Genomic DNA, 24,200 nt, shown 5'->3' on the forward strand with positions numbered 1-24,200 from the left:
GGCCGCCACATGCTTACATCGGCGCGCCAACCAGGCTGGTCACGCGAATGGTCTTGCTCTCCGGGATTTCGGAATGCGACAGCACCTTCAGCTGCGGCAGCGCGCGCCGCAGGAAGCGCGACAGCAGCGTGCGCAGCGGCCCCGGCACCAGCAGCACCGGCGTGAGTCCCATCGCCTCCTGCTGCGCGGCGGCGTTGGCGGCCTGCTGGGCGATGGTGTCGGCCAGGCCCGGCTCGATGCCGACGCCGTCGTTGCCGGTGCCCAGCGCCTGCATCAGCAGCCGCTCCAGGCGGTTGTCCAGGGTCATGACGGACAGCTCGTTCGTCCCCGGGAACAGCTGCTGCACGATGGCGCGGCCCAGCGCCACGCGCACCAGCGAGGTCAGCTCGGTCGGATCCTGCGTGACCGGCGCGTGCTCGGAAACCGTCTCGATGATGGTGCGCATGTCGCGGATGTGCACCCCTTCGGCCAGCAGGTTCTGCAGCACCTTCTGCAGCGTGGACAGCGCCACCACCTTCGGCACCAGGTCTTCCACCAGCTTGGGTACGTCCTTGGCCATGTGGTCAATGAGCGCCTGCACTTCCATGCGCCCCAGCAGCTCGGAAGCGTGGGAATTGATGATGTGGTTCAGGTGGGTCGCGATCACGGTGCCGGCGTCCACCACCGTGTAGCCCATGCCCTGCGCCTGGTCGCGCAGGCCGGCGTCGATCCAGGTGGCCGGCAGGCCGAAGGCGGGGTCGGTGGTCGGGGTGCCGGGCAGCACGCCGCTGGCCATGCCGGGGTTGATCGCCAGCAGCTGGCCGTTGATCGCCTCGCCGCTGCCCACCTCCACGCCCTTGAGCGTGATGCGGTAGGCCACCGGCTTCAGCTCCAGGTTGTCGCGGATGTGCACCGGCGGGGCGAGGAAGCCCACTTCCTGCGCGAACTTCTTGCGGATGCCCTTGATGCGCTTGAGCAGCTCGCCGCTTTGGGTGCGGTCCACCAGCGGGATCAGGCGGTAGCCCACCTCCAGGCCGAGCGTGTCCACCTGCAGCACGTCCTGCCAGCTCGCCTCCTCGTTTTCGGCCGGCGCTGCGGCGGCGGCCTGGGTGGCCGCTGCCGCGGCAGCCGCCGCCTCCTGTTCGGCCTTCAGCTTGGGCCCCCGCTTCTCCAACAGGTAAGCGGCGCCGCCCAGCAGGCTGCCCAGCAACAGGAACACCAGGTTCGGCATGCCCGGGATCAGGCCCATGCCGCCCAGGATGCCGCCGGTGATGTACAGCACCTCGGGCTTGGCGAACAGCTGCGTGACCAGCTGCTTGCCGATATCCTCGTCGCTGGCCACGCGCGACACCACCATACCGGCCGCGACCGAGATGATCAGGGACGGGATCTGCGCGACCAGGCCGTCGCCGATCGCCAGCAGGGTGTAGTTCTTGATCGCGTCGCCGAACGCCATGTCGTGCTGGACCATGCCGACGATCAGGCCGCCGATCACGTTGATCAGGGTGACCATGATGCCGGCCACGGCGTCGCCGCGCACGTATTTCGATGCACCGTCCATCGCGCCGTAGAACTCGGCTTCCTGCGCCACTTCCGAGCGGCGCCGGCGCGCTTCCTGTTCGCCGATCAGGCCCGCGTTCAGGTCGGCGTCGATCGCCATCTGCTTGCCCGGCATCGCATCCAGGGCGAAGCGCGCCCCCACCTCGGCGATACGGCCCGCGCCCTTGGTCACGACGGTGAAGTTGATGATGGTGAGGATCACGAACACCACGATACCGACGGTGTAGTTGCCGCCGATGAGGAAGTGGCCGAACGCCTCGATCACCTTGCCGGCAGCCGCGCCGCCGGTGTGGCCCTGGGTGAGCACCACGCGCGTGGACGCGACGTTCAGCGACAGGCGCAGCATGGTGGACACCAGCAGGATCGCCGGGAACGCCATGAAGTCGAGCGGCTTGACGGTGTACAGGCTGGTGAGCAGCACGATCACCGACAGCGCGATGTTAAAGCTGAAGAACACATCGAGCATGAAGGCCGGCAGCGGCAAAATCATCATCGCCAGCAGCAGGATGATGAGGATCGGCGCGGCCAGCGCGCTGTTGCCGCGGTTGGCCAGGCCCTTCAGCCAGGGTGGCAGTTTCATTGGTCAGCTCCGTTTGGTGCGCCGGGCTGCTGCGCCGCCGGGTCGAGCGGGTCCATTTCGGGCGGCACCGCCAGTTTGGTCGGGCGGTCCGGATGGCGGCCGCCATGCGCGCTGTAGGTGCGCAGCTGGAACACGTAGGCCAGCACCTCGGCCACCGCCGAGTACAGCGCCTCGGGAATCTCCTCTTCCAGCTCGACGTGCTTGTACAGCGCACGCGCCAGCGGCGGCGCTTCCAGCAGCGCCACCTTGTTTTCCTGCGCGATCTCGCGGATTTTGGCCGCCACCTCGTCCACGCCCTTGGCCACCACGCGCGGCGCGCCACGCTGGCCTTCGGCGTACTTCAGGGCGACCGCGTAATGGGTCGGGTTGGTGACCACCACGTCGGCCGTCGGCACGTTCGACATCATGCGGCGCTTGGCCATCTCGCGCTGCAGCTGGCGGATCTTGCCCTTGATCTGCGGGTTACCTTCGGATTCCTTCGATTCCTGGATCACTTCCTGGCGCGTCATCTTGAGCTTGTTGGCGTAGTGCCAGACCTGGTACGGCCCGTCGAGCGCCGCGATCAGGCCGAGCGCGCCCACCATGAACAGGAAAGCCACGCCGACCAGGTGCACCAGGTGCGTGCTGCCCGAGTGCAGGGGCTCCAGGGCAAGGCCCATCACGGCCTCCTTCTGGCTCATCACCACCACCCACGCCACGCAGGCCACCACCACGGTCTTGGCAAGTGCCTTGAGCAGCTCGACCAGCGCATTGGTCGAAAACATGTTGCCCAACCCGCGCATGGGGTTGAGCTTGCCGAAGTTCGGCATGAAAGCCTTGGCGGTGAACAGCCAGCCGCCGATCAAGAGCGGCGAAGCCAGCGCCACCACCATGATCGCCACCGCCAGCGGCAGGCAGGCCAGCATCACGGTGCCGATGTCGGTGAACACGCGGTGCAGCAGCACGTCGGGGTTGTACACCTGCTCGCGGTCGAGCGACAGGCCGGACTGCAGCACCGCGGCGAGCTGGCGCGCAAGGCTGCCGCCGGTCAGCCAAAGACCGGCGCCGGCCGTCATCAAGACTCCAAAGGTTGCCAGTTCCCGCGATCGGGGCACGTCGCCTTCTTCGCGCGCCTGCTCCAATCGCCTGGCTGACGCGGGTTCTGTCCGTTCCGCGTCGCTGTCTTCTGCCATTCGGTGCTCCTGTTCGCGGTGCCTGGTGCGCCACGCGTCCAGACACTGCTCGAAGATGGCATTATCCCCGAGGTTTCCCCCTGTCTATTCCTGAAATAGCCCGACAAAGGCCGCGCTTTTCCCCCTCAGGCGGGGGTGATTGTGTCCGAGTCGCTACCTTTTTACTGCTTGTTGTTGAATTTTATGAATTTGTGCAACTGTTCGTTGCTATAATCGAATTGCCCTGCAGTATTAACCAGGTAACTCATTCAGAATGAATTAAAGGGATCCCCGATGAAAAAACTGATCGTCATGACCGCTCTGCTGAGCATGGTCTCGGTGCAAGCTCTGGCACAAGCTCAGGCTGGTGTTGCCGCCGGCCAGGCTGGCGCTCCCGCCGGCCTGTCTGGTGCTGCCGCCGGCCAGACTGGTGCCGCAGTCGGTACCGCTGGTGGCGGTGCCGCCGGCGCCGCTGCTGGCACCGCTGGTGCTGCTGGTACCGCTGGTGCTGTCGGTGCAGCTGGCGCCGCCGCTGGTGCCGCTGGTGCCGCTGGTGCCGCCGCTGGTGTCGCTGCCGCTGGTACCGGCTTCGCTGCCACGACCGCCATCGCCGGCCTGTCGGTTGGCACCGTCGCTGCGATCGGTGCTGGCGTCGCTGCGGCTGCTGTTGCTGCAAGCAACAACGGCAACAGCACCACGACTCACCACTAATCTTGCCAACGGTGCACTTGCACCGTCGCAAAAAGAAAATCGGCCGCACTTGCGGCCGATTTTTTTTGGCTTTGCGTTAATTCTTCGTAGCAGCGCATTTCCGGTTCAAGAAAAAGAAAACATGAACCGTCGTTCCGGCGAATGCCGGAACCCATGCTGAGCTAGCAGCATCGCTCCAGAGAATAACTCACCAGCGTCACCTAGTAACTCCCGCTCCACGCAACGCTCAGCTCGCGCGCTCCGGGTGCAATCACAAGTTGCGACTTAGTGTCGTCTCGCTGCGCTCGCCAGAGCCAGTTGCCGACCGCGTAACCAATCACGCTGCCACCCACTACGTCAGACACCCAGTGCTGGCGCGAAGCGACACGTCCCATCGCGCTGACGCTGGCCAGGCCATAAAGCCAAGGAGCGTCATACTCTTTGGCGAAGGGCGTCACTGCGGCGAACGCAACTGCACTGTGGTTCGACGGGAAGGAGGAATCGGAGCGCTTCGCCGAACAGAGGCAGGAGTCTGCTTCATACGGCCGGGTGCGGCCAACCATGTTTTTGGCGGCGATTGAGAGCGCAGCGGCGCCGGCTACGGACTGCAGCGAGATCAGGCCGATGTTCTGTGCGCGTGCGTCGCCAAACAACACAGCGGCCCCCGCTGCGCCAGTCATCACCACCGGCATCGCCTTGCCAACGTTACCCCAAGCGCGCAAGGCGCTCGAACTGCCATGGCGCTGCAGGAACCGGTCGACCGGCTTGTCCAGCAGCGCTCCGGCCGCGAGCGCCGCGCCGGCGACGACTGCGCCATCGGCCCACTCCGGCAAACTGGGTGTGGTGGAGACCGATTGCTCAACGCGCCAACGGAATGCTTGCCAGGGATTCGGCAGGCCACGTACTGGCGGGTTCACCGCCGGCAGGCGCTGTTCGTCTGCGCGCTCGGCGAAGTTACCCAGGCCATCATAAGTCGTCATGTCGCGGCGGGGCTGCTCGACCATCTCGTAGAGGTCACCCGGGCTCATTACCATCTGGCCAACGTCGCGCGTCCACGGCGCGAGTGCCATCCCTGCAGTGGCTTGCGAGTCCTTGGTGAGCATGATGTTCAGGGGCACCGACATGAAAAGCCCCTTATCGTGGTAAGGGCTGGCCGGGGTGCCGGGGCTGGTGATGTCGTTGCCGTTTGTCCGGGTGTACCACGCGCCGATCTCAACTCCAGAAGCAAGGCGGCGCTTGAATTCGAGGCGCACGCCTTCATCCTTGGCCAGGAAGCGCCCGGCACGCGCGGTCACGGTGATGTCGTACGGCAGGCGATAGTGCATGGCGCCCAGCGCTGTCACCGTCTTGTATTCGCGCTTGTCGAACCAGCCTTTGTAACCGCGCTGCTGCAGCGCGTCCACCGACACATCGGCCGCCCAGCGGCTGTCTTTCGGCAGGTACAGGGCCTGGCCGCCGACGCCGCGGAACATCTCTTCATACAGGCCGGCCGACGCGCGCAAGTAGACGCGTTCCGACGGCGTCATGTACTGGTTGAGCATCAGCCGATTGAGCTTGACGCGCCCTGCGCGCTTGTACTCGGCGATGTCGGTGCGTACATGGGGCAGCAAGCTGTTTGACGACTGCGTCACCCCTGAGACGGTTTCCAGCACTGTCGCCTTCAGGTCACTGTTCAGGTACAGCCCCTGTGCAAGCCGGCGATCATAGTTCGCCGCCGCCCACAATTCGTAACGCAGCGCGCCGCTCGGGTCGTTGAAGAAAAACGAAAGCTTCGGTACCAGTTTGAAGCGGTTCGTCTCCCTGTCTTCAGAGGCCACCTTGACGAAATCGCCTTCGTGGTTCACCTGCACGCCCAGTTGAGCGTCGTCCCTGATGGCTGACAGCATCCCGTCACTGTCGCCCGATACGACGTCCCCTGGTCCGGCGTAACGCACGTCGACCGTTTGCAGGAAAGTGTCGCGGTCAACCAGCCCGGTAAAGTAGTCGGTGAGGCGCTGCAGATCCACGAATTCATAGGTGGCGACCGGCTGCTCCTGACGCGTGTAGATGACCCGGATCGCGCGGGTGCCTTCCGGGGCGAATGCCAGGGCAGTACGGGCGGCACGCCCAACCGCCCGGCCCAGGCTGGAAATGCGGTTGTTCGTCAGCGCGATCACCATGGTGGCGCCGTCGTAATCGACGCGTACATTCTTGAAGTCCTGCACCACCAATGCCTGCACCAGCCCCGCCGCATGACGGCGGTCTTGCTGCCACTCCTGGGCTGACACGCGTGCTGGCGCATCCTTGGACTGGAACGGTGCTGGTTCCTGGAACTTGGGGATGAACTCACGTTCCGAGAAAGGAATGCTCAGCCAGAGGTTGGCGCTGAAATGCTCGCGATGGCGTGCCACTTGCGCACCGAGCCATCCCCAGCGATATTCAAGGCCCACTGCAGGGCCCTTGCGGCGCTGCCCTGCCGCGGTGTATTGGGCGCGGAAGTCCTTGCTGTAATCGGTCGCATCGTATTCCGCGACCAGTGCGAGACCGGGCACCGAAAGCGGCGCCCAGCGGGCCGCCGCAAACGGACCGGTCGGCCGTTTCTGGCCAATACCAAAACTTGCCTCGATGTTGCGGGCTGCTCCGAACGCTTTCGACGCCACAAGGTACCGGCCTTTGAACAACTCCGTCCCGAACAGGTCGGTGGCCCCGACCGCGACTCCCGGTAGCCAGGTTGACTCCGGCAGCACCTGAAGTTTGGCATCGACGACCTTATCCTTGAATCGGCCATATTGGCTGCCGTACGCGCCCGGCACGTTCGAAAAGCCCGGGATGCCGTTGATCGACACATACCGGCCGGTCACCTGCAGAAAGGGAAGGATCGTCGCGGTGGCCCAAAAACTGCCGTACGGGTTGTCGAAGCTATAGCCGGCGCTGAAGGTGCCGTCCGGTTCCACGCCGGCGTTCGGCATGTTGATATATCCGGACTGTCCTCGTACTCCGGGTACAGCGGCAAATGCATTAACGGCACTGGCCGCACCAAGCAGTATCCAAGCGCAGCAACTGGTTGTGAAGGGGAGGTTGAATGCCACTTTTGATCGGGTAGAAACGATTCGGATCGCTGTCTCAGCGAGAGCTTTGATTCAGAACAAAATATTATGCGCTAAGCGCCACTATTCTTGAGTTTGTTGTAATCTTATTGCAAATTGGAGGATGTCTTAAAGGTAATTCTCTTCAAATGTCACGACCGAATGGCTCTTGTGCTAAACTTTGTTCAAAGACTTCTCGCTTCACTTTCCGACGCTAGGAAAAGCAGATGAATCTCAAAAGGCTAAGAAAAGCATTCGCAACGCCCGGTCGGCCGTCTTCGGCTGGACTGAGCTGCATAAGCAGCCTGGACAGGAGCATCCCAACGCTACGGACAGTGCTGATCATTGCGGGGATCGTCGGCGCCGCTTTGGATGTAGACGTGACTGCCGATTACCTGTTTGCGGCCGGTCTTCTTCTCCACTTCACCATCTGGTTTGAAGACTGGTGGCGCGCGGCGCGCGCAAACTGAACCGGTTCACCCTCGTCCGCTCGCAGCTTCCACGACGCTCCGCAAGCGGCGCCCCGGCCGGCACATCATGAGTGCTGCTGGGCAGACTCCTCCGCGTTGCCAAATGCAAACAGACCAGGAATCGTCCAGCGTCCGTGCACCAGACGGCGGTAGGCCAAGACATAAATGCAGAATTGGGCCACGACCAGCGCCGCTGCAACCAGGATATTGTGGCCAAAGGCCGCGCTTGCAAAAATGCTGCATGCAACCACCGGCACGACAAACAGCACCACCGCGGCGTTACGCTGCCAGGGGCGCTGCGGATTCCGGGCCACCATGGGAAAAACCACGCGCCGGTAGATAAGGGTGTGAAGATGCAAGGCGTCCGCGGCACCCGGGCTGACCTTCTTGATGAATTTCCGCCTGTAGATGCTGAACATAACCTCGATGACCGGATAGCCGCAGATTCCCAGCAGCTGCCATGCATTCACTTCCGGCCGCCGCACCAGCAGCAACACTGCCATTTCAGCGACCCAAAAGCCAAGGAAATAGGCGCCGCCATCGCCAAGGAACAGCTTGCCGAACGGGTAATTGAAGAGGAAGAAACCGAGTGTCGCGCCGATGCAAAGGGCGCCGAGCAAGGTCACGAACCCGTCTCCGTTTTGCCAAGCGACATAGCTCAGCCCGGCGGCGATCAGCATCAGGGTGCTGCTCGAAAGCCCGTTAAAGCCGTCAATGATGTTGATGGCATTCGCACCGCCGGCCACCAGCAATGCGGTCACGCATACCGCGATCGGGGTCACCAACAGCAAAAGGTCGATGCCCCAGATGTCCACTTCATTCACGGTAGCGCCCAGGGCGAAGCTGGCGAGCAGCGCGCTCAGGATCGTCGCCGCGAGCCTGACCTTGACCGAAACCTTCTTGGTGATATCCTCGACAATTCCGGCGACAAAAGCCGGGGCGCCAACGACGATCAGGGCCTCGAGCCGGTAAATCCTTACGGCGTTTAACGCCTGGGGCCACAATTGGACGAAGATCCACAGGCCGGCCACCATACCGACCAACACCGCCACACCGCCAACCCTCGGCACGGCCGTCGTATGCACTTTTTGCACGCCGTTTAAATCATGGTCGTTCGATAGTTTTCCATGCCACCGCTCCGAAACGACGATAAGCATGCTCATGCAGAAGCTTGCAGCCATAGCCGCAAAACCCAGCTTGATTAAATATTCGAAAAACATGAATTAGTCCTGGATAAAGTCAACCGATATCGGCTCGCGCCAACCTGGCATCAGAATTACCCGGCCACAGCCGCGCAACAGAGAATGTTCTCGCTTGTCGGTTGAAATCTTGCAAGAGACGGCAAGCCAAAAGGGCGCTAACACTACCGGCTTTCCATTTGGCAAGTTTTACCTGTACATTATAAGTGAGGAACGATAACTGGACGCATGTCGGCGGCTCAATTTTTCGTTCTGTATCGAAATAACCCCATCTGGGGGGTGACGGGAACCCTGCTCCTTAACTCAGGTCATTCTTGCGCTGTCATCCAGCGCCTCCAGTGCCAATTTCCGCAGGACTCTCATATACTCGGCGACCCCGGGGCCGTTTTCTCCAGGAGCCCAGGGTGCGAATTCCTTGGCGGCGGTAGCGACGAATGGGCCGGCTTTTACCTCCAGTAGCACGGCCCCGTCCGTCAACGCCAGCACCGTATGCCAGGCGCCCGGCGCAAGCTCCACCCCCGCATTCATTGACGCGTCGCGCCCGCCGGCGCCAAAGCCGATCACTTCGCGCGGTGCGCCGCTGTCCTCGAAGAGGATCAGGGCGAACGTGCCGCGCACGGCGAATAAGGTTTCCGTTTTGGGGTCAAGCGCATGCCTGTGCGGCCGGATATAGCTGTCAGGGCAAATTGCATTCAGCAGGCGCTGGCAAGGTTCCTCAAAGCTCTGATGAATATTGAGGTGTTGCCTCGTCCGCTCCGACCGGCTCGCTGCGCGCACCAACTCGTCCAAAATTTCGTTTGAAATTACCCTGACGTTCATATTCCAAAGCCTGACTGATTTGGGATACCGCGGCCGCCGGCGAAAACATCTGTTTCGCCAGCGCTTTGCAGCGCGCCGCTACCTCACGGTCCCGTTCCAGGTCGGCCAGCAATTCCGCGGCCTGGGCCGCGAGCACGTCGGCGCAGTTATCGGTACATACGCGGCCTACCCGCATTTCCTGGATCAGGCCAACGAGGTCGTTACCGGCATTGATGTTGGCCAGCACAGGCAGCGATGCCTGCATGTACGACAAAAATTTACCCGGGATATTGTGAGTTTTGTGGCGCGGGTCGAGCGCAACAAGGCCAACATGGCACTGCGCATACAGCCCGGGAATTTCGTCGGGGTCGATCTCGTCGCAAAAGATCACATTGTCGAGTCCGCGCCGGGCCGCATCGTCGCGCAAGCGGCGGGCGTCGCTGCCACGCCCAACGAACAGGAAGCCCACATCGGCGCGGTGCAACAGGCGCTCGGCCAGGTCGAGCAAGATGCCCATGCCTTGCGCAATGCCCATATTGCCCGCATAAACGAAGATTTTGCGTCCCGAAAGCGTCGAGCGCTGCACCGAGACGCTGCAGCCGCGGTCCGGCGTATCTGCCAGCCAGTTGTGCAGCACTTCAAGGTTCGCGTGCGCCGCGGCGCGTCCCTGGAAATAGGCCAGGTTGCCAGGTGTCTGCACGCCGATCACGTCGGCCAGGCGGTACTGGCGATTTGCGACGGACTTGAAAAAATGGTACGGCAAGCCCCGCCCCATCAGCCCCATGTCCACCGCCCACTCGGGGAAAATATCGCGGATGATCAAGTAGCTCGGGCAAGCACTCCTGGCCTTGATGGCTCTGGCAACCGGCCCCAGGAAGATCGTCGGGGAATACCAGACAACGCCGTCAAAGCTTGCGTGCGCGAGCGGGCTGCGGCGCAGATTGCGCAGCATGGCGTAGGGCATGAAGAATTCCGCCACCGTACGCCGCACGTAGTTAACATCCTTGGTCTTCGGCGTGCGCAGGCGCAACACCTGAATGCCGTCCCACTGCTCCAGATGCCAAGGCTGGCCCAGCTCCGGTGAGGCAATCAGTACCGTCACCGCGTGGCCCTGCCGCGCAAACTCGCGCGACAGGTCGCGCAGCTGGACGGCACCGGAGGAGCGAAGCGGGGGGAACGCATCCGCAATGAGGGCGATTCGCATCGGCCACTTCCCTCCTAGTATTTCTTCCACACGACACGGTTCACGTAGTCCGTGTAGCTGTGGATGATGCGCACGACTTTGTCGGCGACATTGGGCACGCTGTAGTCGTCTACAAGCCGCAAGGTCCGCACCTCCCCCCGCCCTTGGCCCTCGAGCACCGCGAGCGCCTGGAGCACGCGATCGGATTCGAGGCCAACCATCATCACAGCAGCCTCTTCCATGCCCTCGGGGCGCTCATGCGCCTCGCGCAGGTTCAGCGCCGGGAAGTTGAGAATGGAAGACTCTTCATTGATCGTGCCGCTGTCGGAAAGCACGGCACGCGAACGGAGCTGGAGCTTGACGTAATCCTTGAAGCCGAGCGGCTTGAGCAGCCGCACCAACGGGTGGAACTTCGCACCCAACGCATCGACCTTTTTCTGCGTGCGCGGGTGGGTGGAAACGATCACAGGAAGCTGGTAGGTCTCCGCCACCAAGTTCAAGACGGATACCAGCTTGTCGAAATTGACCGGCGAGTCGATGTTCTCTTCGCGGTGCGCGCTCACAACAAAGTAAGCACCGTCCTCAAGTCCAAGGCGGGCCAGGACATCGGAGGCCTCGATGCCGGTGCGATAGTAGTTGAGCACCTCGAACATGGGGCTGCCGGTCTTGATGACCCGGTCCGGAGGCAGGCCCTCGCGCAACAGGTATTCCCGCGCGATGGCGCTGTATGTGAGGTTGATGTCCGCGGTGTGATCGACAATGCGGCGGTTGGTCTCTTCCGGCACGCGCTGGTCGAAACAGCGGTTGCCGGCTTCCATGTGGAAGATCGGAATCTTGCGACGCTTTGCCGGAATCGCGGCAAGACAGCTGTTGGTGTCGCCGAGGATCAGCAATGCTTCCGGCCTCACCTGCTCGAGCAACACGTCGACCGCGATGATGATCTTGCCGATCGTTTCGGCAGCGCTGCCTCCCGCAGCGTTCAGGAAATGATCAGGCTTGCGGACTTCGAGATCCTGGAAAAAAATCTCGTTCAGTTCGTAGTCGTAGTTCTGGCCAGTGTGGACCAACACCTGCTCGCAGTGTTCATCCAGCTTCGCCATGACACGCGCCATGCGGATAATTTCCGGACGCGTGCCGACAATGGTCATCACTTTCAGTTTCTTCATCTTCAAACCTTATACGCCACGGTGTCGGGCTTTTGGCGGTCAAACACCTCGTTCGCCCACAACATCACCACCATTTCGTCGTCGCCGATATTGGTAATGTCGTGCGACCAGCCAGGAATCGTCTCGACCACTTCGGGCGCAGCACCACTCGTGCAGTACTCGTGGGTGGCGCCGGTATCGATGTGCCGGAAACGAAAACGGGCCTTGCCTTTTATGACCAGGAACTTCTCGGTCTTGGTGTGGTGATAGTGTCCACCGCGCGTCACGCCAGGGTGGGCGGTAAAATATGAAAACTGGCCAGCATCGGCAGTCTTGAGCATTTCGACGAACACGCCGCGCGCGTCCTCGTGCTTCACCAGCGGGTAAGCAAACTGCGCCGGCTCGTAATAACTGATGTAGGTCGAATACAGCGCGCGCACAAGACCGGTTCCGACCGGCCCGGTCATCATGTCCTCGCGGCCCTGCTTGAACGCGTAGAGCTGGGCGGCCAGTTGGCCAACCGTTGTCTCGTAGACCGGCGCAACCTGCTCAAACACGGCGCCCTGACGCTTCTCGTCCAAGTGCGACAGGAAAGCGGCAATCACGTCGTCGATGTAAGCCAGGCGTAGCGCGGCGGTGGGCTCATTGACCTGGATCGGCAAGCCGTGCACGATGTTGTGGCAGAAGGTTGCGACCACGGAGTTGTAATACGGCCGGCACCATTTGCCGAAGACGTTCGGCAGCCGGTAAATGTGGATGGCCTGTCCCGTGCTGGCGGCGAGCGCACACAGCGCATCCTCGGCACCGCGCTTGCTGGCGCCATATGGATTGTCCCGTTCGGCCTGGATGGATGACGCGTAAACGACTGGGATCACCCGGCCGGATTCGCGCAGCGCGTTGCACAGCGTACGCGTCAGGTCGCAGTTCCCTTCAGCAAATTCCGCCTCGTTCTGTGGCCGGTTGACGCCGGCCAAGTGGAACACGAAGTCGGCTTGATGCACCAGCGATACGAGGTCGGCGCCGGTATCGCCGCGCACGTAGCGCAGCACCTCAAGCGCACGCTCCTGCAGGTGCACGACCAAATTCTTGCCAATAAATCCGTTGGCGCCGGTAACGAGCACCTTCATCGGTCAGGCGTCGAGCACCGGTGCCTGGCCGCGTGCGATCGCACAAATGAAGTCGAGCTTCATCAGCAGCCGCTTCATCCCGTTCTTGTCGAGCCGCTCGGTATTGTGCGAGTTGTAGTCGTCGAGCTGCGAGATCTTCTGCTCGCCTTCTTCGACGAACTTCCCGTAGTTCAGGTCGCGCAGGTCGGGCGGGACACGGTAGTAGCCGCCGAGGTCCTCGGCCGCCGCCATTTCTTCGCGGCTGAGCAGTGTCTCATAGAGTTTTTCCCCGTGACGGGTGCCGATCACGTTGACCAGGTGCCGGGGCTTCTCCATGATCGACAGCAGCGCCTCGACCAACGTCTCGATGGTGGCCGCGGGCGCCTTTTGCACGAACATGTCGCCGTTTCGGCCATGCTCGAACGCGTACAGCACCAGATCGACGGCGTCCTCCAGGGTCATCATGAAGCGGGTCATGGCCGGATCGGTGACGGTAATAGGCTTGCCCGCCAATACCTGTTCGACAAACAACGGGATCACCGAGCCGCGCGAAGCCATGACGTTGCCGTAGCGGGTACCGCAGATCACGGTCTTGCGATCGTCCAGGCCCCGCGACTTGGCCACCATGACCTTCTCCATCATGGCCTTCGAGATGCCCATCGCATTGATCGGGTAGGCGGCCTTGTCGGTGGACAGGCACACCACGCGCCGAACCCCGTTCTGAATTGCCGCCTCCAGCAGGTTGTCGGTCCCGATCACGTTGGTCTTGACCGCTTCCATCGGGTGAAACTCGCAGGAAGGAACCTGCTTGAGCGCGGCGGCATGGAAGATGTAGTCGACCCCGCGCGTCGCATTGAGCACACTCGAAAAATCGCGCACGTCGCCAATGTAGAACTTCAGCTTCGAGTTCTGGTACCGCTTGCGCATGTCATCCTGCTTCTTTTCGTCGCGGCTGAAGATGCGAATTTCGGCGATCCCTGTATCCAGGAATCGCTGCAATACCGCGTTACCGAACGAACCGGTGCCGCCCGTGATCAGAAGCACTTTGCCTTCGAACATAAATTGCCCTATTTCTTTTTGGTAGAGACGGCAGTATCAGGACCACCGTAGTGCGCGGCCGACCAGCTCATCGCGCTGTCCAATGCTCGGATAATTGATGAGAACTGCCTTGTATGCGCCCTTGAACACGAAAAGGCTGCCGGCGGAGGCGCCGACGACGCCGCATTTCTCGATCAGCTTTTCGATATCCTCAAGCGAGCCCGCGCCGCCCAGGAAGGTGACCGGGATTTGTACCGCTGCCCGGATTCGCTCGGCGAGCGCCAGGTCATAGCCCTTCATCTGGCCGTCCTGCTCTATTGAATTGATGACGATTTCGCCAGCCCCTGAGGCTTGCGCCAGCTTGGCGAACTCCACCGCGTTCAACTTGGTATTTTTCTTGCCGTTGTGGGTGTACACGTCGTACTCCTTGCTCAGCATGCGCTTTTTCACATCGAGCACCACCACAACACTCTGCCTGCCGACTTCGTCGGCGATTCGCGAGACCAGTTGGGGATTCTCCACCGCAGCCGAGCTGATCGCAACCTTTTCGACGCCGAGACTGATAATATGTTTGGCCTGTGCAACAGTCCGGACGCCGCCGCCATAACACAATGGCATGCGGCACTCCGCCGCCAGATCTGCGATCAGCTTGTAATTGGGCTCCGCGTTCTCGACAGAAGCGTCGATATCGAGCACGATAAGCTCGTCCGCTTCCTTCTCGTTGAAGATCTTCACCGCGTTGATCGGATCGCCCACATATTTGGGCGACTTGAACGAGACCGTCTTCACCAAGCCATGGTCATGAACGAGCAGGCAGGGAATGATCCGGGGTCTGAGCATTACAACTCCGCGAAATTTTTCAAAAGCTGGGCACCGGCGTGGTGGCTCTTCTCCGGGTGGCACTGAACGCCGTAGATGTTGCCGGCCTGGACCGCGCACGCGAAATCGAGGCCGTAGTGCGCTGTGGCGATGACCGACTCGGCGGCACTGCATTCGAAGAAATACGAATGCAGGAAATAGAAGCGAGAGTCGTTCTCAAGCCCCGAGAACAAGCCGCCTTGCCGCAGGGGCGTGACGTCGTTCCAGCCCATGTGTGGCGTCGGCAGTCCGGCTGACTTTTCTTCTGCCGTGAAAGCACGTACCCGCCCCGGCACCCAACCGAGGCCCGCCAGGTTGCCCTCGTCGCTCCCGTCGGCCAGGATTTGCATGCCCACACAAATACCGAGTACCGGAATCTGTTCCTCGCGCACGAGCCGTTCGAGTGTCGACCGCATTCCCGACGCATCCAGCAATTCCATCGCATGATCGAACGCGCCGACGCCGGGCAAGATGATCTTTGTGGCGCCATCCAGCTCCGCGGCCGTACTGGCCGCCACCGCCGGGATATTCATGCGCTTGTACATGTTCAAGAAAGCGCTGATATTCCCCAGCCCGTAATTGACAATCTTAATCATCTGTTCAATGCCAGTTGCACGCCGGTCGCACGCAATACCTTGGTGCCAAGTTCGATGATCGGCATGTTCGACTTGTAATCGCGGTAGCTTTTATTGGGCGCGACGAGCAGCGCCTTCAGCTCGTCGACCGTGAGTCCCAGCTTGGTCGCGATATATTCAAAGTCCTGCGCCACGGTCTCCTCGTCGTAGGCCTTCTTCGCGATTTTCTCGAGCGCCTCCTCGCGGGTCATCTGGCCGGTCAGGATCAGGCTTGAAAAGTGCGCGCGACGCTTGTCGAAGCCGAATTTGGTGGGGAGCCAGTAGCCCTCGTAGAAACGGGTGAAACGCGACTCATAGTGCTTGTGCGCGTACTTTTGCCAGCCGAACTTGTCGACCAGCTCCTGCATCGCGTTCTCCTTGATGAAGGGCACGCAGTTAAGCGGCTTCATCACCTGCACTCCCTTGAAGAAGCGGTAGTAGATCTTGAAAGTCAGGATGTCACACAGCGGAAAGGTCTTGAGCGGACGTGTGCCGAAGCGCCTGTGAATGTCCTTCAACTGCACCAGGTCCGACGCGTGGTAATGCCATTCAAGCGGTTCGCGCACGCACTCGGTGGAATAGTTGGCGCCGGTGAGGATGTACTTGTAGCCGTTCTTCGCCGCGAAGTTGTACAGGGAGGCGAAAAACGCGTGGTCCTGGGGCGTATCGATATGCGGGACGCCGGCCTTGAAGAACGCCAGCTGGAGGTCCTGCATTTCGCGCCAGTTGATCACCTCGGTGTGCAGGTCGAAGCCCAGGCCGTCGACAAGCTTTTCGATGTTGTTGACCGCCTGCTGCGAGTTCCAGCCAGCGTCGACGTGGAACAGCAGCGGACGCAGGCCGTGTTGCTTGGCCAGGTAAGCGACATACGAGCTATCCACGCCTCCGCTCAGGCCAATCAGGCAATCATGAGCGCGGCCCTCGCCGTCTCGCTTGATGCGCGCGACCATCGCCTCGAGCTCTTTGGCGCCACGCTCATCAGGGTGCCAGTTGGGCACGATTTTCGCGTGGTAGTTGTTGCAATAGTCGCACCAGCCGCGCTCATCAAAGACGATCTTCGAGTCGCTCGTGTCCATAATGCAGTTGCTGCAGATCGCGTACGGGCGACTTTTTTGGTTAGGTCCTTGCATGATCCGTTTTCTACATTCTTTCTTCAATCCGTTGGCCGAGTGCAGGAGGCCAAGCGGTACATTATATAGCGGAAATACCCGATCTCAGCAGGTTCCAGCCCCCGCCAGCCCCTGTTGTCTTCTCGGCGCCACTGTCAGGTTTCCTTGTCAAGGCTGGTTATCAGGTTTGCAAATTATCCATGATTGACTCAGCCGCGGCGTCCACGTTTTCGAATCGCGAAATGGCGAAGGTTTTCTTGCCCAGGAATTGATAGTCGTACTCCATAAACGAGTTATTACTGACAAAGATCCGGCAATCCGGGTATTCGTGCGCGTTGCAGACGTAATCAGCCATCGCCAACAGCTCATCCTTGCGGGCGTCGTACGCGTGGGACGGGTGTATCTTGAGGATGATCGGCACACTGCTGCGTGCCTTGATTTTCCTGATCAGCGCAATTTCCGCATCGATGGAGGGGAAGGAAGATGCGAGGAACAGTCCCGACATGGCGAACGGATTTTCGTGGAGGCCGGCCACCGCAGTAAAGTTCAGAAAGCGACCGACCGCATAGTAGCGGCTGAATTGCCCGTGAAATGAATGGTCCCTGGCATAGACGACAGGGACTGCACCGCATTGATTCTTGAAGCGGATTCCCGGATCAATGAAACCATGCTGGACCATTTTCCAGCGCGGCGCGCTCTGGGCCAGCATGTACGACCAGCGTTGATAATGGCATTCCGTGACATACAAATGCTCGGGATGTTGGTCGATGTATTGGCCGAGCATGATCAGGCTGAATGCATCACGTGAATGCAGCAGCAAATCCACACGCTCGCCTTTGTCACGCCCGAGAATACTTCCCAATAGCGCCAGATGTTGGCCGATGCAACGCATGACGCCGGCCGGCCCGATCTCCGCCGCCAGCCGCCCCAGATTCAGCAAATCGTCGTCGAAATGGAAGTCGGTGTTGGTCTTATCGCTGGCCAATGCGTTCTTGATGAGCTGGATGTTATTGCGCGCCATCGATATGATGTGGCCGTCGGCGCTCGCGCGCCGCCACCGGAATAGCGACGCCACGAGCGCGCAGATCCATTCCCGGGCCGAGTTCAAGGGCACGCCGAAGCGGGCCGCCCAGATCACCAAGCCGTACAATCCACCGAGTTTGCGCTTGAGCGCGACCTGCTTCATTACCTTGTAATTGGGCAGCCCGCCCTCTTCCCGCACTTCCGGATGCAATTCGCAATAGCGCAAGTCCAGGCAGCGCTCGTTTTCCAGAGCCTGCAGAAGCCGCTGTGACAGCGGCACGTTCGGTGGTCGCGACGGTTGCGTGTTCATGGATGGATGCCGGAAGAGCCGGCCGACAAATCGACCCGTTTGAGGGCCAACCGGCAATTTAGATAGATCACGATATATTGCGCGACATAAAAGAAGGTATCCCACGGAATGAGCGCGCCACGCATCGTGCTGAAGATGCGGATGAACTCCATGATGAAAATCGGCATCAGGCGCAGGTTGCGACGCACGACCGCGGCCCGATATAAGGTCGACACCATGTACCCATAGGCGATGAGCGGGATCCACGACAGGTAGAAACCGTAATAATTCAGGTAAAGCTCGGTATCGAGCGGCCACTGCTGGGTCGCGTGTTCGCGGTACCACTGGTCCGGGAAAAACTCCTTTGTCAGCATCACGCTGATATCGAAATTGGCATCCGGGTCATGGATGAAGCCGAGGATTTGCAGGGGCTTCGTAAATACTTGAAGCAAGGTCGTAAACAACGCCGGATCACGCGTCGTCACCACGCCATCGTGCAACTGGAACGCGTTGAAATAACCGATCATCATTTCGAGGAAAAATGGCGCGGTGGCGTAGAAGCCTTCAGTGCGCACGAGTGTTCCCAGGTAGAGCAAGGTGAAAAATGAAACGGTGAAGATCACCAGGTACTTCAGGTTGAAGCGCATGCGCATGAAGTATGGCGACAGAAACATGATCAGCAGGAAGATGAACCGGCTCTTGACCCCGCCGATAAACGACAGCGGCACCATCAACAACAGCGCGGCAATCACCGACGGGGTTTTGCGCTTTGCGTTGAAGGTCTGTACCCCGAGAAGGAAGACCGTGAGATTGCCGAACGTGATCGTGATTTCGTTCAGCAGGCCATGACCTTCGCGCATCGTCAGATAGGTCGAGCTGTATTCCTCGACCCAAGCGGACAGACCTGCGGTCACCTCGATGAACGTGAATGCCAGCGCCACCGTGCAGCCATACAAGATTGCCAGGATCCGCTGATCCACCTCCATGTGCAGCACCGGTGTGTCGTTGCCGGGTTTGGCCTGGCGCTCCATCGTAAAAAAGTGGAACGCAAAATAAAGCACGAGGAACGTGAATTCAGCCTGGAACAGCGTGTACTTGGAAAGGCGGTCCCAAAAGATAAGCTGGCCCCAGGGCAGCACGTATTCCCAATCGATGAGCTCGAGTATCAGGTTGAGGGAGCTCGACAGGATGACATACAGTCCATAGAACGCGAACACCATGTTGTTCGGGTGCAGCACGCGGTTCGGACGGTAGCAGAGGTAAGTCATCGCCAGGATCAGCGACAGGTAGAAGCTGCCCCAAGGCATGACCGCCATCAGGGCGCTCAAAGCGCACAGCGCCAGCAGATACAGTGCATGTTTCATCGATGCGCCACCTTCACTGAACCGGCTTGCTGCGCACCAGCAGCAGGCCGAGGATCGGCGCCCTGAAATGCCAGGCGGCCGCAACAAATAGCACGGCTTTGGCGGCCAATGCGCCCGCCGCAGGCAGCGGCACGTAAGCAAAAATCAGCAACAGGACGGTGCATCCGGCCAGATACGCCAGGTGTTTTGCGATGGGCACGCGGAACAGCCCGACCTTGGCATTCGCCATCCAGACGCAAAGCAAGCTCATCAAGAGATAGGCCAGCACCGTCGTCAGGGCAGCGGACTTGTAGCCAAAGCGGGGCAACAACAGCAGGTTCAAGCCGAGCTTGGTCACCGTTACCACTGAGGCAATGATCGACAGGAGATATGTCTTGTTGGCATACGCGATCAGCCGCGCCCAGAGCTGGAACACGACCAGGCACAGACCGCCCAACGCGACAACGGGGATGAGGTCAAGCGCACTGGCATACTTGGCCGGAACCAGCCAGCCGAACAGCGTTTCTCCGAACAGCACCAGGAACACCGTGGCAAACGCACCGAGCGCAAAAATGCCGTCGGATTCCCGTAACAGCCGCGGGTAGTTACGCTCATCAATGGCGGAGAAAAACGATGGCGTAAAGACGTTCAGCAGTGCCGTTACCAGCATGAGCGTCAGGACGCCGACGTTGTACGACAGACTGTACAAGCCGGTTGCTTCCTTGCCAAAGTAACGATCGATCATGACCCGGTCGAATTGCGACAGCAGTGTGAGGCACAGCATGTACGGAATCAGGGGGATCGCATAATTGGCCATGTACTTCAGGTGCGAAAAATGGAAGACAAGGCGGGTGTCATGGCGCAGGTGGTACAGGACGAACAGCATGAACCCTGCGCTGACCAGCGCATCGGCCCACAGCACGGCGCGGTACTTGTCCGTGTCGATCAGCACCAACAGCAGCATGCTCAAGGACAATGTCGAGACCGCCTTCGCGACGATGCACAGGACGAGCCGCTTGCTGTCCAGGCGATGGATGGCGACCTGGGTCAGGATCGACTCGGCGATCGCCCCCATGACGACGACCAGCATCAATGCCACGACGCCGCGCGGCAATGCCATCCAGGCCGCGAATCTGTCGAGGTTCAGCAAGACGATCGCGCACAGCGTGGCATAGATCGCGCCGATGGCGATGTAGGTCGTGCCCAGGAAGCCAGCGAAATCGGCGGAGGCCGTGTAGACGTAACGGCCAATCCCCGTGTGCAGGTTGAGGGTCATGACGATGCCAAGAATCCACAGGTACGACGCCGACAGGTTCAGGATGCCGTAGTCGTACACAGACATCATGTGGCTGTACAGGAAGATCGACGCTACCGGAACCAGTTTGCTCGCGACGGCTACCCCGATGTGGTTGACCAGGTGCTGGAGCATCAGCATGCCCTTGCGCGCCGGCGTTGGCGCGCAAGGGCTCGGCTCTTGGCTCGGCAGGGCGCTGTTTTGTTCAGTTTGCATGGGCATTGTGGCGCAGCCGTGCCGGCTCGCCAGGAGACGCGCCTGGCGCTCTTCGGGCGGACAGGTACGCGCAAATCGTGTCCGCCAGGATGTCTGCCATGCGCGCGTGCCCGGCAGCGTTCAGGTGGTGGTGGTCGGTCATGATCATGGTCGCCGGGTCCAGTCCAGCAGTATCGACAAAGCGGCCCGTCCGCAGCACTGCGTTGTAGGCGTCGCTGCTGCGCTGCATTCCCTCCAGCTTCGACTCGTACTCCGCCGACACGGGCAGGATGCCGATCCAGTACACCGGCGAGAACAGCTCTTCGAATCGATGCATGTAGTCGGCGAACACGGGCAACGGCGTGTAGGTCATCTGTCGTACACGTCGCATCATGGGCGCGTGTCGCTTGACAGCACGGGCCAGCAAACCGCCGATGACAGGCAGGCGCGAGATGACTTGCTGCTCGACGACGGACAAGGCGCGGGGGGCGCAATCGACCACGCCCGCCTGGACGAACACCAGATCCGGCGCGATCGTTTTGTGGAAATACGCGCTGTGCTTGAACAAGTCCACGATCGTCGCCCCGCCGCGGCCCTGGTGGATAAAGTCGCAGTCCGGGAACCGGGTCTTCAGGCGCGCCAGATAAGTGTCGTCGTATCCCACGAACTCGGGTTCCGCCCTGGGAAAACCCAGGGAGTCGGTAATGAACAGGATCTTCAAGCGTGGTGTCATCGCGTGCCCGCAGCCGTCGTTGCGCCGTTACCTGTCACGCCTGCTGGTAGCCGGCAATACCGCAATACACGTCCCATACGGCGGCCTGCTCCTGGACCGAGCAGAATCCTTCGGTCGCGCCCTCCAGGAAGCGGCTTACCTGCACATACAGGCCCGGCTTGAACTGCTTGTCCAGCCGATCATCGATGGCAACCGGTTCGATCGCCACCGAGCCTTTACGCATGAGCTGCAGGGTCTCCATCGGACGGAAAATCAGGCGTGACTCGCCGGTCAGGACCTCCACGCCCCAACGCCCTGGAGCTGCCCAGTTCGCTTGGTACGAGAACAGCGCGCCGCGTTCGGTCCGGCCGGCGCCTGCAAACACTGCGGACGCCGGGTGCCAGTCGAGCGAGCCGGAGGTATAGCCATGCCACACTTGCGGCTGCCCGGCCAGGTAAAACGCGAGATCGATCACATGGGTGGAATTGCCAAGCAGCCAAGCCGGCTTCACGCCGGGTGCCTTGACCAGCGGCGCAATCACATGACCCCACTCGGTGAATTCGAAATGCATCGACTGCACGCCGCCCTGCTCTTCTATCAATTCAAGAGCGCGCAGCGTGGACGCGTAAAAACGGCGGTTATAGGCGATCAAAACCTGTGCGCCCGTTTCCCTCGATGCCGCATCGACTGCGAGGATTTCAGCCCGGGTCAAGGCGCCGGGCTTTTCCAGCAACACCCGGCGTACGCCACTGGCCAGCAGGCGGCAAGTGGTCTGGGCAAGCGCTTCGACCCCGACCGCGACGATCGCCAGTTCGGGGCAGGTGCCGCCGCGCTCGAGATAAGCATCCAGGCCGCCGGGGATCGCCGGGATCCCGGTTTTTTCCTCGAATGCCGCAGCCGATGCGTCGCTGCGGCCGACGACGACGATATCGCGGCCCAAGGCCGTGAGCACCTTGGCATAGTCGACCGCCATGGGACCGGCGCCGACCAGCAGGACTTGATTGGAATTGGACATGACTAACAAATAAACTCAGGTCACTGGGAAAAAAGAGGGATCGGTGCCATCGGCGGCGCTTGCGTGCGCGCCAAGGCATTGCAGCAGCGGCAAGTGGTAGGCGACCGAGTCGGCGAAGCTGGTGAGCCCGCATTCGCCGGTGGTCAGGATATCGGTCGCGATTGCCCCACCGAGCTGGCTAAGGAACGGGGTCCTGAACAGCTTTTCATGCCACGACTCGCCGTCGAACAGAAACGCCTTGCCGGCACCTTCGTCGACCACGCAGGCACGCTTTTCGGCACGGATGGTGGTGAGCAACCTGGCGCTGGAGTCGGCGAACGAGGTGATGTCGAACCTGGCCCTTCCGAGCATTCCCCGAAGCGTACCGGTGAACTCCTTGAAGTTGGCCCGCTTGCTGGGAATCAGGCCTTGGTCGAGGTCCCTGCCGTCCAGTTGTTCGGGAACGGCGCGGGCAAACTGTGCGAACAGGTCGATAAAATGGATGCTGTTGCAGCCCAGCCCCCAACCGCCGCCGGTGGTGGAGAAGGACAGCAGTCGCTCTTGTGCGAAGAAATCGCTTAAGTCGCGATAGACCGGGAACAGGCGACGTGGGCAATTGACCCAGGCGCGTGTGTTCGACGCTGAGAGCAAGTCCCGGGCCTGGGCGTATTCGCCGGCATGCTGGAACAGCACTTTTTCCAGCAGCAGCGCGGCGACGCTGCGGCCGTTCAGCAGCGAGCGCAACACCTGCAGCCGCACGTCCGCCGTGGTGGCGATGATCGCGTAGTCGAGGTGCGCCGGCAGCGCATTCATCTCCTGCGCGTAGTGCACAGCCGCGATCGTCGGGCTGCGCTCCAGTTCCTCGAACCGCTGCCGTGCAACCTCGAGCGAAGCCTGCACCGGGTCGATCACGGTGATGTCGCACGCTACAGGCAGCGTCGCCAGGGCCTGCAAGTGCCGGCTTCCTAATTGGCCGGCGCCAATAATCGCTAAATGCTTCATGGGTGTGCTTAAAAATGTCAGGTGTTAGAGCGAGAAGCCGTCGTCCACAGTGAGGTTCTGCCCGTTCATGTAGGCGGAAGCATCGGACAGCAGGAAGACCAACACGCCCATCAGGTCGCGCTTGTCGAGCATCCCCTTGCTCATGCAATGGCCCTTGTACTTCTCGAGGAACGCGGCCGGTTGCCCGTCGAGGATTCCCCCCGGGCTGATCGCGTTGACCCGGATCCCGGTTCCTTTCAGGTATTTCGCCAGGTAGCGGGTAAGGTGCAGCACGCCCGACTTGATCACGGCGTACTCCACCGGCATGGTCATCGGCGTACCCTCGTAGACTTCGAAGCGTGGCGCAACGACTCCGTAAATCGAGGACATATTGATGATGTTCCCGCCCCCCTGCTGGCGGAAGAAGCCTGCGAACTGCTGCGAGACCAGGAAATAGCCGCCCACATGCATGCCGACGTTGTCGCAGAAATCCTCGTAGGTCACATCCTCCAGCTTGCGCCCGTAATGGGCATTGCGCGGGTAAGCGTTGTTGACGACCGCATCGATCCGCCCGAACTTGTCGCACACGCTTGCGATGCAGGAGAGCACCGAAGTTTTGCTCGTGATGTCCAGCTCGACCGCCCAGGCGCGGCCTTCGTATGCCGCCGCAATCTCGCTGGCGGTGCGCTGCGCGTCTTCCAGCCGGCGATCCGCGACGATGGCGATACCGCCGCTTTGTGCAATCGCCGCGCAGAACTCGCGGCCGAGCAGCCCTGCACCACCGGTCACCACCACCACTTTCTTTTTCAATGCCTCATTCATCT

General features: G+C 61.0%; 21 protein-coding genes. 2 read left to right on the forward strand and 19 right to left on the reverse strand.

Going from position 1 to position 24,200, the window contains the following annotated elements; translation table 11 throughout:
* Positions 1 to 13: 13 nt before the first annotated feature.
* Positions 14 to 2,119 (reverse strand): flagellar biosynthesis protein FlhA, encoded by a 2,106-nt coding sequence (flhA, locus tag NX774_RS05725; RefSeq protein ID WP_258821189.1) that lies wholly within the window; start codon positions 2,117 to 2,119, stop codon positions 14 to 16.
* Positions 2,116 to 3,291: a flagellar biosynthesis protein FlhB gene (flhB, locus tag NX774_RS05730; protein ID WP_258821190.1), complete on the reverse strand. Its 1,176-nt coding sequence runs from the start codon at positions 3,289 to 3,291 to the stop codon at positions 2,116 to 2,118. The genes flhA and flhB overlap by 4 nt, the downstream gene beginning before the upstream one ends.
* A 346-nt stretch (positions 3,292 to 3,637) precedes the next feature.
* Here flhB and NX774_RS05735 point away from each other — a divergent pair, with 346 nt between their 5' ends.
* Complete coding sequence (locus NX774_RS05735; protein ID WP_258821191.1) at positions 3,638 to 4,141, forward strand: hypothetical protein; 504 nt, start codon at positions 3,638 to 3,640, stop codon at positions 4,139 to 4,141.
* Positions 4,142 to 4,181: 40 nt separating this feature from the next.
* Here NX774_RS05735 and NX774_RS05740 read toward each other — a convergent pair whose 3' ends face one another.
* Positions 4,182 to 7,028 (reverse strand): YjbH domain-containing protein, encoded by a 2,847-nt coding sequence (locus tag NX774_RS05740; RefSeq protein WP_258821192.1) that lies wholly within the window; start codon positions 7,026 to 7,028, stop codon positions 4,182 to 4,184.
* A gap of 332 nt (positions 7,029 to 7,360) precedes the next feature.
* Here NX774_RS05740 and NX774_RS05745 point away from each other — a divergent pair, with 332 nt between their 5' ends.
* Positions 7,361 to 7,495 carry a hypothetical protein gene (locus NX774_RS05745; protein ID WP_258821193.1) on the forward strand — a complete coding sequence of 45 codons (135 nt, stop codon included), beginning with the start codon at positions 7,361 to 7,363 and terminating at the stop codon, positions 7,493 to 7,495.
* Between the two features lie 65 nt (positions 7,496 to 7,560).
* Here NX774_RS05745 and NX774_RS05750 read toward each other — a convergent pair whose 3' ends face one another.
* The 16 genes from NX774_RS05750 to NX774_RS05825 all read right to left on the reverse strand — a co-directional run bounded on the left by NX774_RS05750 (position 7,561) and on the right by NX774_RS05825 (position 24,198).
* The gene (locus tag NX774_RS05750; protein WP_258821194.1) at positions 7,561 to 8,715 is read right to left on the reverse strand and encodes an MraY family glycosyltransferase; all 1,155 of its coding nucleotides are present in this window, start codon (positions 8,713 to 8,715) and stop codon (positions 7,561 to 7,563) included.
* Between the two features lie 282 nt (positions 8,716 to 8,997).
* Positions 8,998 to 9,471, reverse strand: coding sequence for a WbuC family cupin fold metalloprotein (locus tag NX774_RS05755; protein WP_258821195.1), 474 nt, complete (start codon positions 9,469 to 9,471; stop codon positions 8,998 to 9,000).
* A complete protein-coding gene (locus NX774_RS05760) occupies positions 9,410 to 10,696 on the reverse strand; it encodes a glycosyltransferase family 4 protein (protein WP_258821196.1) in 1,287 nt (428 codons plus the stop codon). Before NX774_RS05760 ends, NX774_RS05755 begins: the two co-directional genes overlap by 62 nt.
* 14 nt (positions 10,697 to 10,710) lie before the next feature.
* Complete coding sequence (gene wecB / locus NX774_RS05765; protein WP_258821197.1) at positions 10,711 to 11,841, reverse strand: non-hydrolyzing UDP-N-acetylglucosamine 2-epimerase; 1,131 nt, start codon at positions 11,839 to 11,841, stop codon at positions 10,711 to 10,713.
* Between the two features lie 2 nt (positions 11,842 to 11,843).
* The gene (gene wbjC, locus NX774_RS05770; protein WP_258821198.1) at positions 11,844 to 12,947 is read right to left on the reverse strand and encodes a UDP-2-acetamido-2,6-beta-L-arabino-hexul-4-ose reductase; all 1,104 of its coding nucleotides are present in this window, start codon (positions 12,945 to 12,947) and stop codon (positions 11,844 to 11,846) included.
* A 3-nt stretch (positions 12,948 to 12,950) separates the two neighbouring features.
* Positions 12,951 to 13,985, reverse strand: coding sequence for a polysaccharide biosynthesis protein (locus NX774_RS05775; protein ID WP_258821199.1), 1,035 nt, complete (start codon positions 13,983 to 13,985; stop codon positions 12,951 to 12,953).
* 36 nt (positions 13,986 to 14,021) lie between these two features.
* Positions 14,022 to 14,804 (reverse strand): AglZ/HisF2 family acetamidino modification protein, encoded by a 783-nt coding sequence (locus NX774_RS05780; RefSeq protein ID WP_258821200.1) that lies wholly within the window; start codon positions 14,802 to 14,804, stop codon positions 14,022 to 14,024.
* On the reverse strand, positions 14,804 to 15,418 hold the full coding sequence (gene hisH, locus NX774_RS05785) for an imidazole glycerol phosphate synthase subunit HisH (protein WP_258821201.1): 615 nt from the start codon (positions 15,416 to 15,418) through the stop codon (positions 14,804 to 14,806). The genes NX774_RS05780 and hisH overlap by 1 nt, the downstream gene beginning before the upstream one ends.
* Positions 15,415 to 16,566, reverse strand: coding sequence for an N-acetyl sugar amidotransferase (locus NX774_RS05790; protein WP_258821450.1), 1,152 nt, complete (start codon positions 16,564 to 16,566; stop codon positions 15,415 to 15,417). The genes hisH and NX774_RS05790 overlap by 4 nt, the downstream gene beginning before the upstream one ends.
* Before the next feature lie 160 nt (positions 16,567 to 16,726).
* On the reverse strand, positions 16,727 to 17,878 hold the full coding sequence (locus NX774_RS05795) for a hypothetical protein (protein WP_258821202.1): 1,152 nt from the start codon (positions 17,876 to 17,878) through the stop codon (positions 16,727 to 16,729).
* Positions 17,875 to 19,221 carry a hypothetical protein gene (locus NX774_RS05800; RefSeq protein WP_258821203.1) on the reverse strand — a complete coding sequence of 449 codons (1,347 nt, stop codon included), beginning with the start codon at positions 19,219 to 19,221 and terminating at the stop codon, positions 17,875 to 17,877. The genes NX774_RS05795 and NX774_RS05800 overlap by 4 nt, the downstream gene beginning before the upstream one ends.
* Before the next feature lie 13 nt (positions 19,222 to 19,234).
* The gene (locus NX774_RS05805) at positions 19,235 to 20,710 is read right to left on the reverse strand and encodes a lipopolysaccharide biosynthesis protein (RefSeq protein WP_258821204.1); all 1,476 of its coding nucleotides are present in this window, start codon (positions 20,708 to 20,710) and stop codon (positions 19,235 to 19,237) included.
* Entirely contained in the window at positions 20,700 to 21,410 is a 711-nt protein-coding gene (locus NX774_RS05810) for an SGNH/GDSL hydrolase family protein (protein ID WP_258821205.1), read from the reverse strand. Before NX774_RS05810 ends, NX774_RS05805 begins: the two co-directional genes overlap by 11 nt.
* A gap of 46 nt (positions 21,411 to 21,456) precedes the next feature.
* Positions 21,457 to 22,416 carry a Gfo/Idh/MocA family protein gene (locus NX774_RS05815; RefSeq protein WP_258821206.1) on the reverse strand — a complete coding sequence of 320 codons (960 nt, stop codon included), beginning with the start codon at positions 22,414 to 22,416 and terminating at the stop codon, positions 21,457 to 21,459.
* 15 nt (positions 22,417 to 22,431) lie between these two features.
* Positions 22,432 to 23,397 (reverse strand): Gfo/Idh/MocA family oxidoreductase, encoded by a 966-nt coding sequence (locus NX774_RS05820; RefSeq protein ID WP_258821207.1) that lies wholly within the window; start codon positions 23,395 to 23,397, stop codon positions 22,432 to 22,434.
* Positions 23,398 to 23,421: 24 nt separating this feature from the next.
* On the reverse strand, positions 23,422 to 24,198 hold the full coding sequence (locus NX774_RS05825) for an oxidoreductase (protein WP_258821208.1): 777 nt from the start codon (positions 24,196 to 24,198) through the stop codon (positions 23,422 to 23,424).
* Positions 24,199 to 24,200: the final 2 nt, after the last annotated feature.

It is taken from the genome of Massilia agilis (assembly GCF_024756255.1).
Lineage (GTDB): Bacteria > Pseudomonadota > Gammaproteobacteria > Burkholderiales > Burkholderiaceae_D > Telluria > Telluria agilis.

Coding starts and splice junctions, on each gene's coding strand:
- flhA (WP_258821189.1), bottom strand. CDS start 2,119: ATGAAACTGCCACCCTGGCTGAAGGGCCTGGCCAACCGCGGCAACAGC.
- flhB (WP_258821190.1), bottom strand. CDS start 3,291: ATGGCAGAAGACAGCGACGCGGAACGGACAGAACCCGCGTCAGCCAGG.
- NX774_RS05750 (WP_258821194.1), bottom strand. CDS start 8,715: ATGTTTTTCGAATATTTAATCAAGCTGGGTTTTGCGGCTATGGCTGCA.
- NX774_RS05760 (WP_258821196.1), bottom strand. CDS start 10,696: ATGCGAATCGCCCTCATTGCGGATGCGTTCCCCCCGCTTCGCTCCTCC.
- wecB (WP_258821197.1), bottom strand. CDS start 11,841: ATGAAGAAACTGAAAGTGATGACCATTGTCGGCACGCGTCCGGAAATT.
- wbjC (WP_258821198.1), bottom strand. CDS start 12,947: ATGAAGGTGCTCGTTACCGGCGCCAACGGATTTATTGGCAAGAATTTG.
- NX774_RS05775 (WP_258821199.1), bottom strand. CDS start 13,985: ATGTTCGAAGGCAAAGTGCTTCTGATCACGGGCGGCACCGGTTCGTTC.
- NX774_RS05780 (WP_258821200.1), bottom strand. CDS start 14,804: ATGCTCAGACCCCGGATCATTCCCTGCCTGCTCGTTCATGACCATGGC.
- hisH (WP_258821201.1), bottom strand. CDS start 15,418: ATGATTAAGATTGTCAATTACGGGCTGGGGAATATCAGCGCTTTCTTG.
- NX774_RS05790 (WP_258821450.1), bottom strand. CDS start 16,566: ATGCAAGGACCTAACCAAAAAAGTCGCCCGTACGCGATCTGCAGCAAC.
- NX774_RS05795 (WP_258821202.1), bottom strand. CDS start 17,878: ATGAACACGCAACCGTCGCGACCACCGAACGTGCCGCTGTCACAGCGG.
- NX774_RS05800 (WP_258821203.1), bottom strand. CDS start 19,221: ATGAAACATGCACTGTATCTGCTGGCGCTGTGCGCTTTGAGCGCCCTG.
- NX774_RS05805 (WP_258821204.1), bottom strand. CDS start 20,710: ATGCAAACTGAACAAAACAGCGCCCTGCCGAGCCAAGAGCCGAGCCCT.
- NX774_RS05815 (WP_258821206.1), bottom strand. CDS start 22,416: ATGTCCAATTCCAATCAAGTCCTGCTGGTCGGCGCCGGTCCCATGGCG.
- NX774_RS05820 (WP_258821207.1), bottom strand. CDS start 23,397: ATGAAGCATTTAGCGATTATTGGCGCCGGCCAATTAGGAAGCCGGCAC.
- NX774_RS05825 (WP_258821208.1), bottom strand. CDS start 24,198: ATGAATGAGGCATTGAAAAAGAAAGTGGTGGTGGTGACCGGTGGTGCA.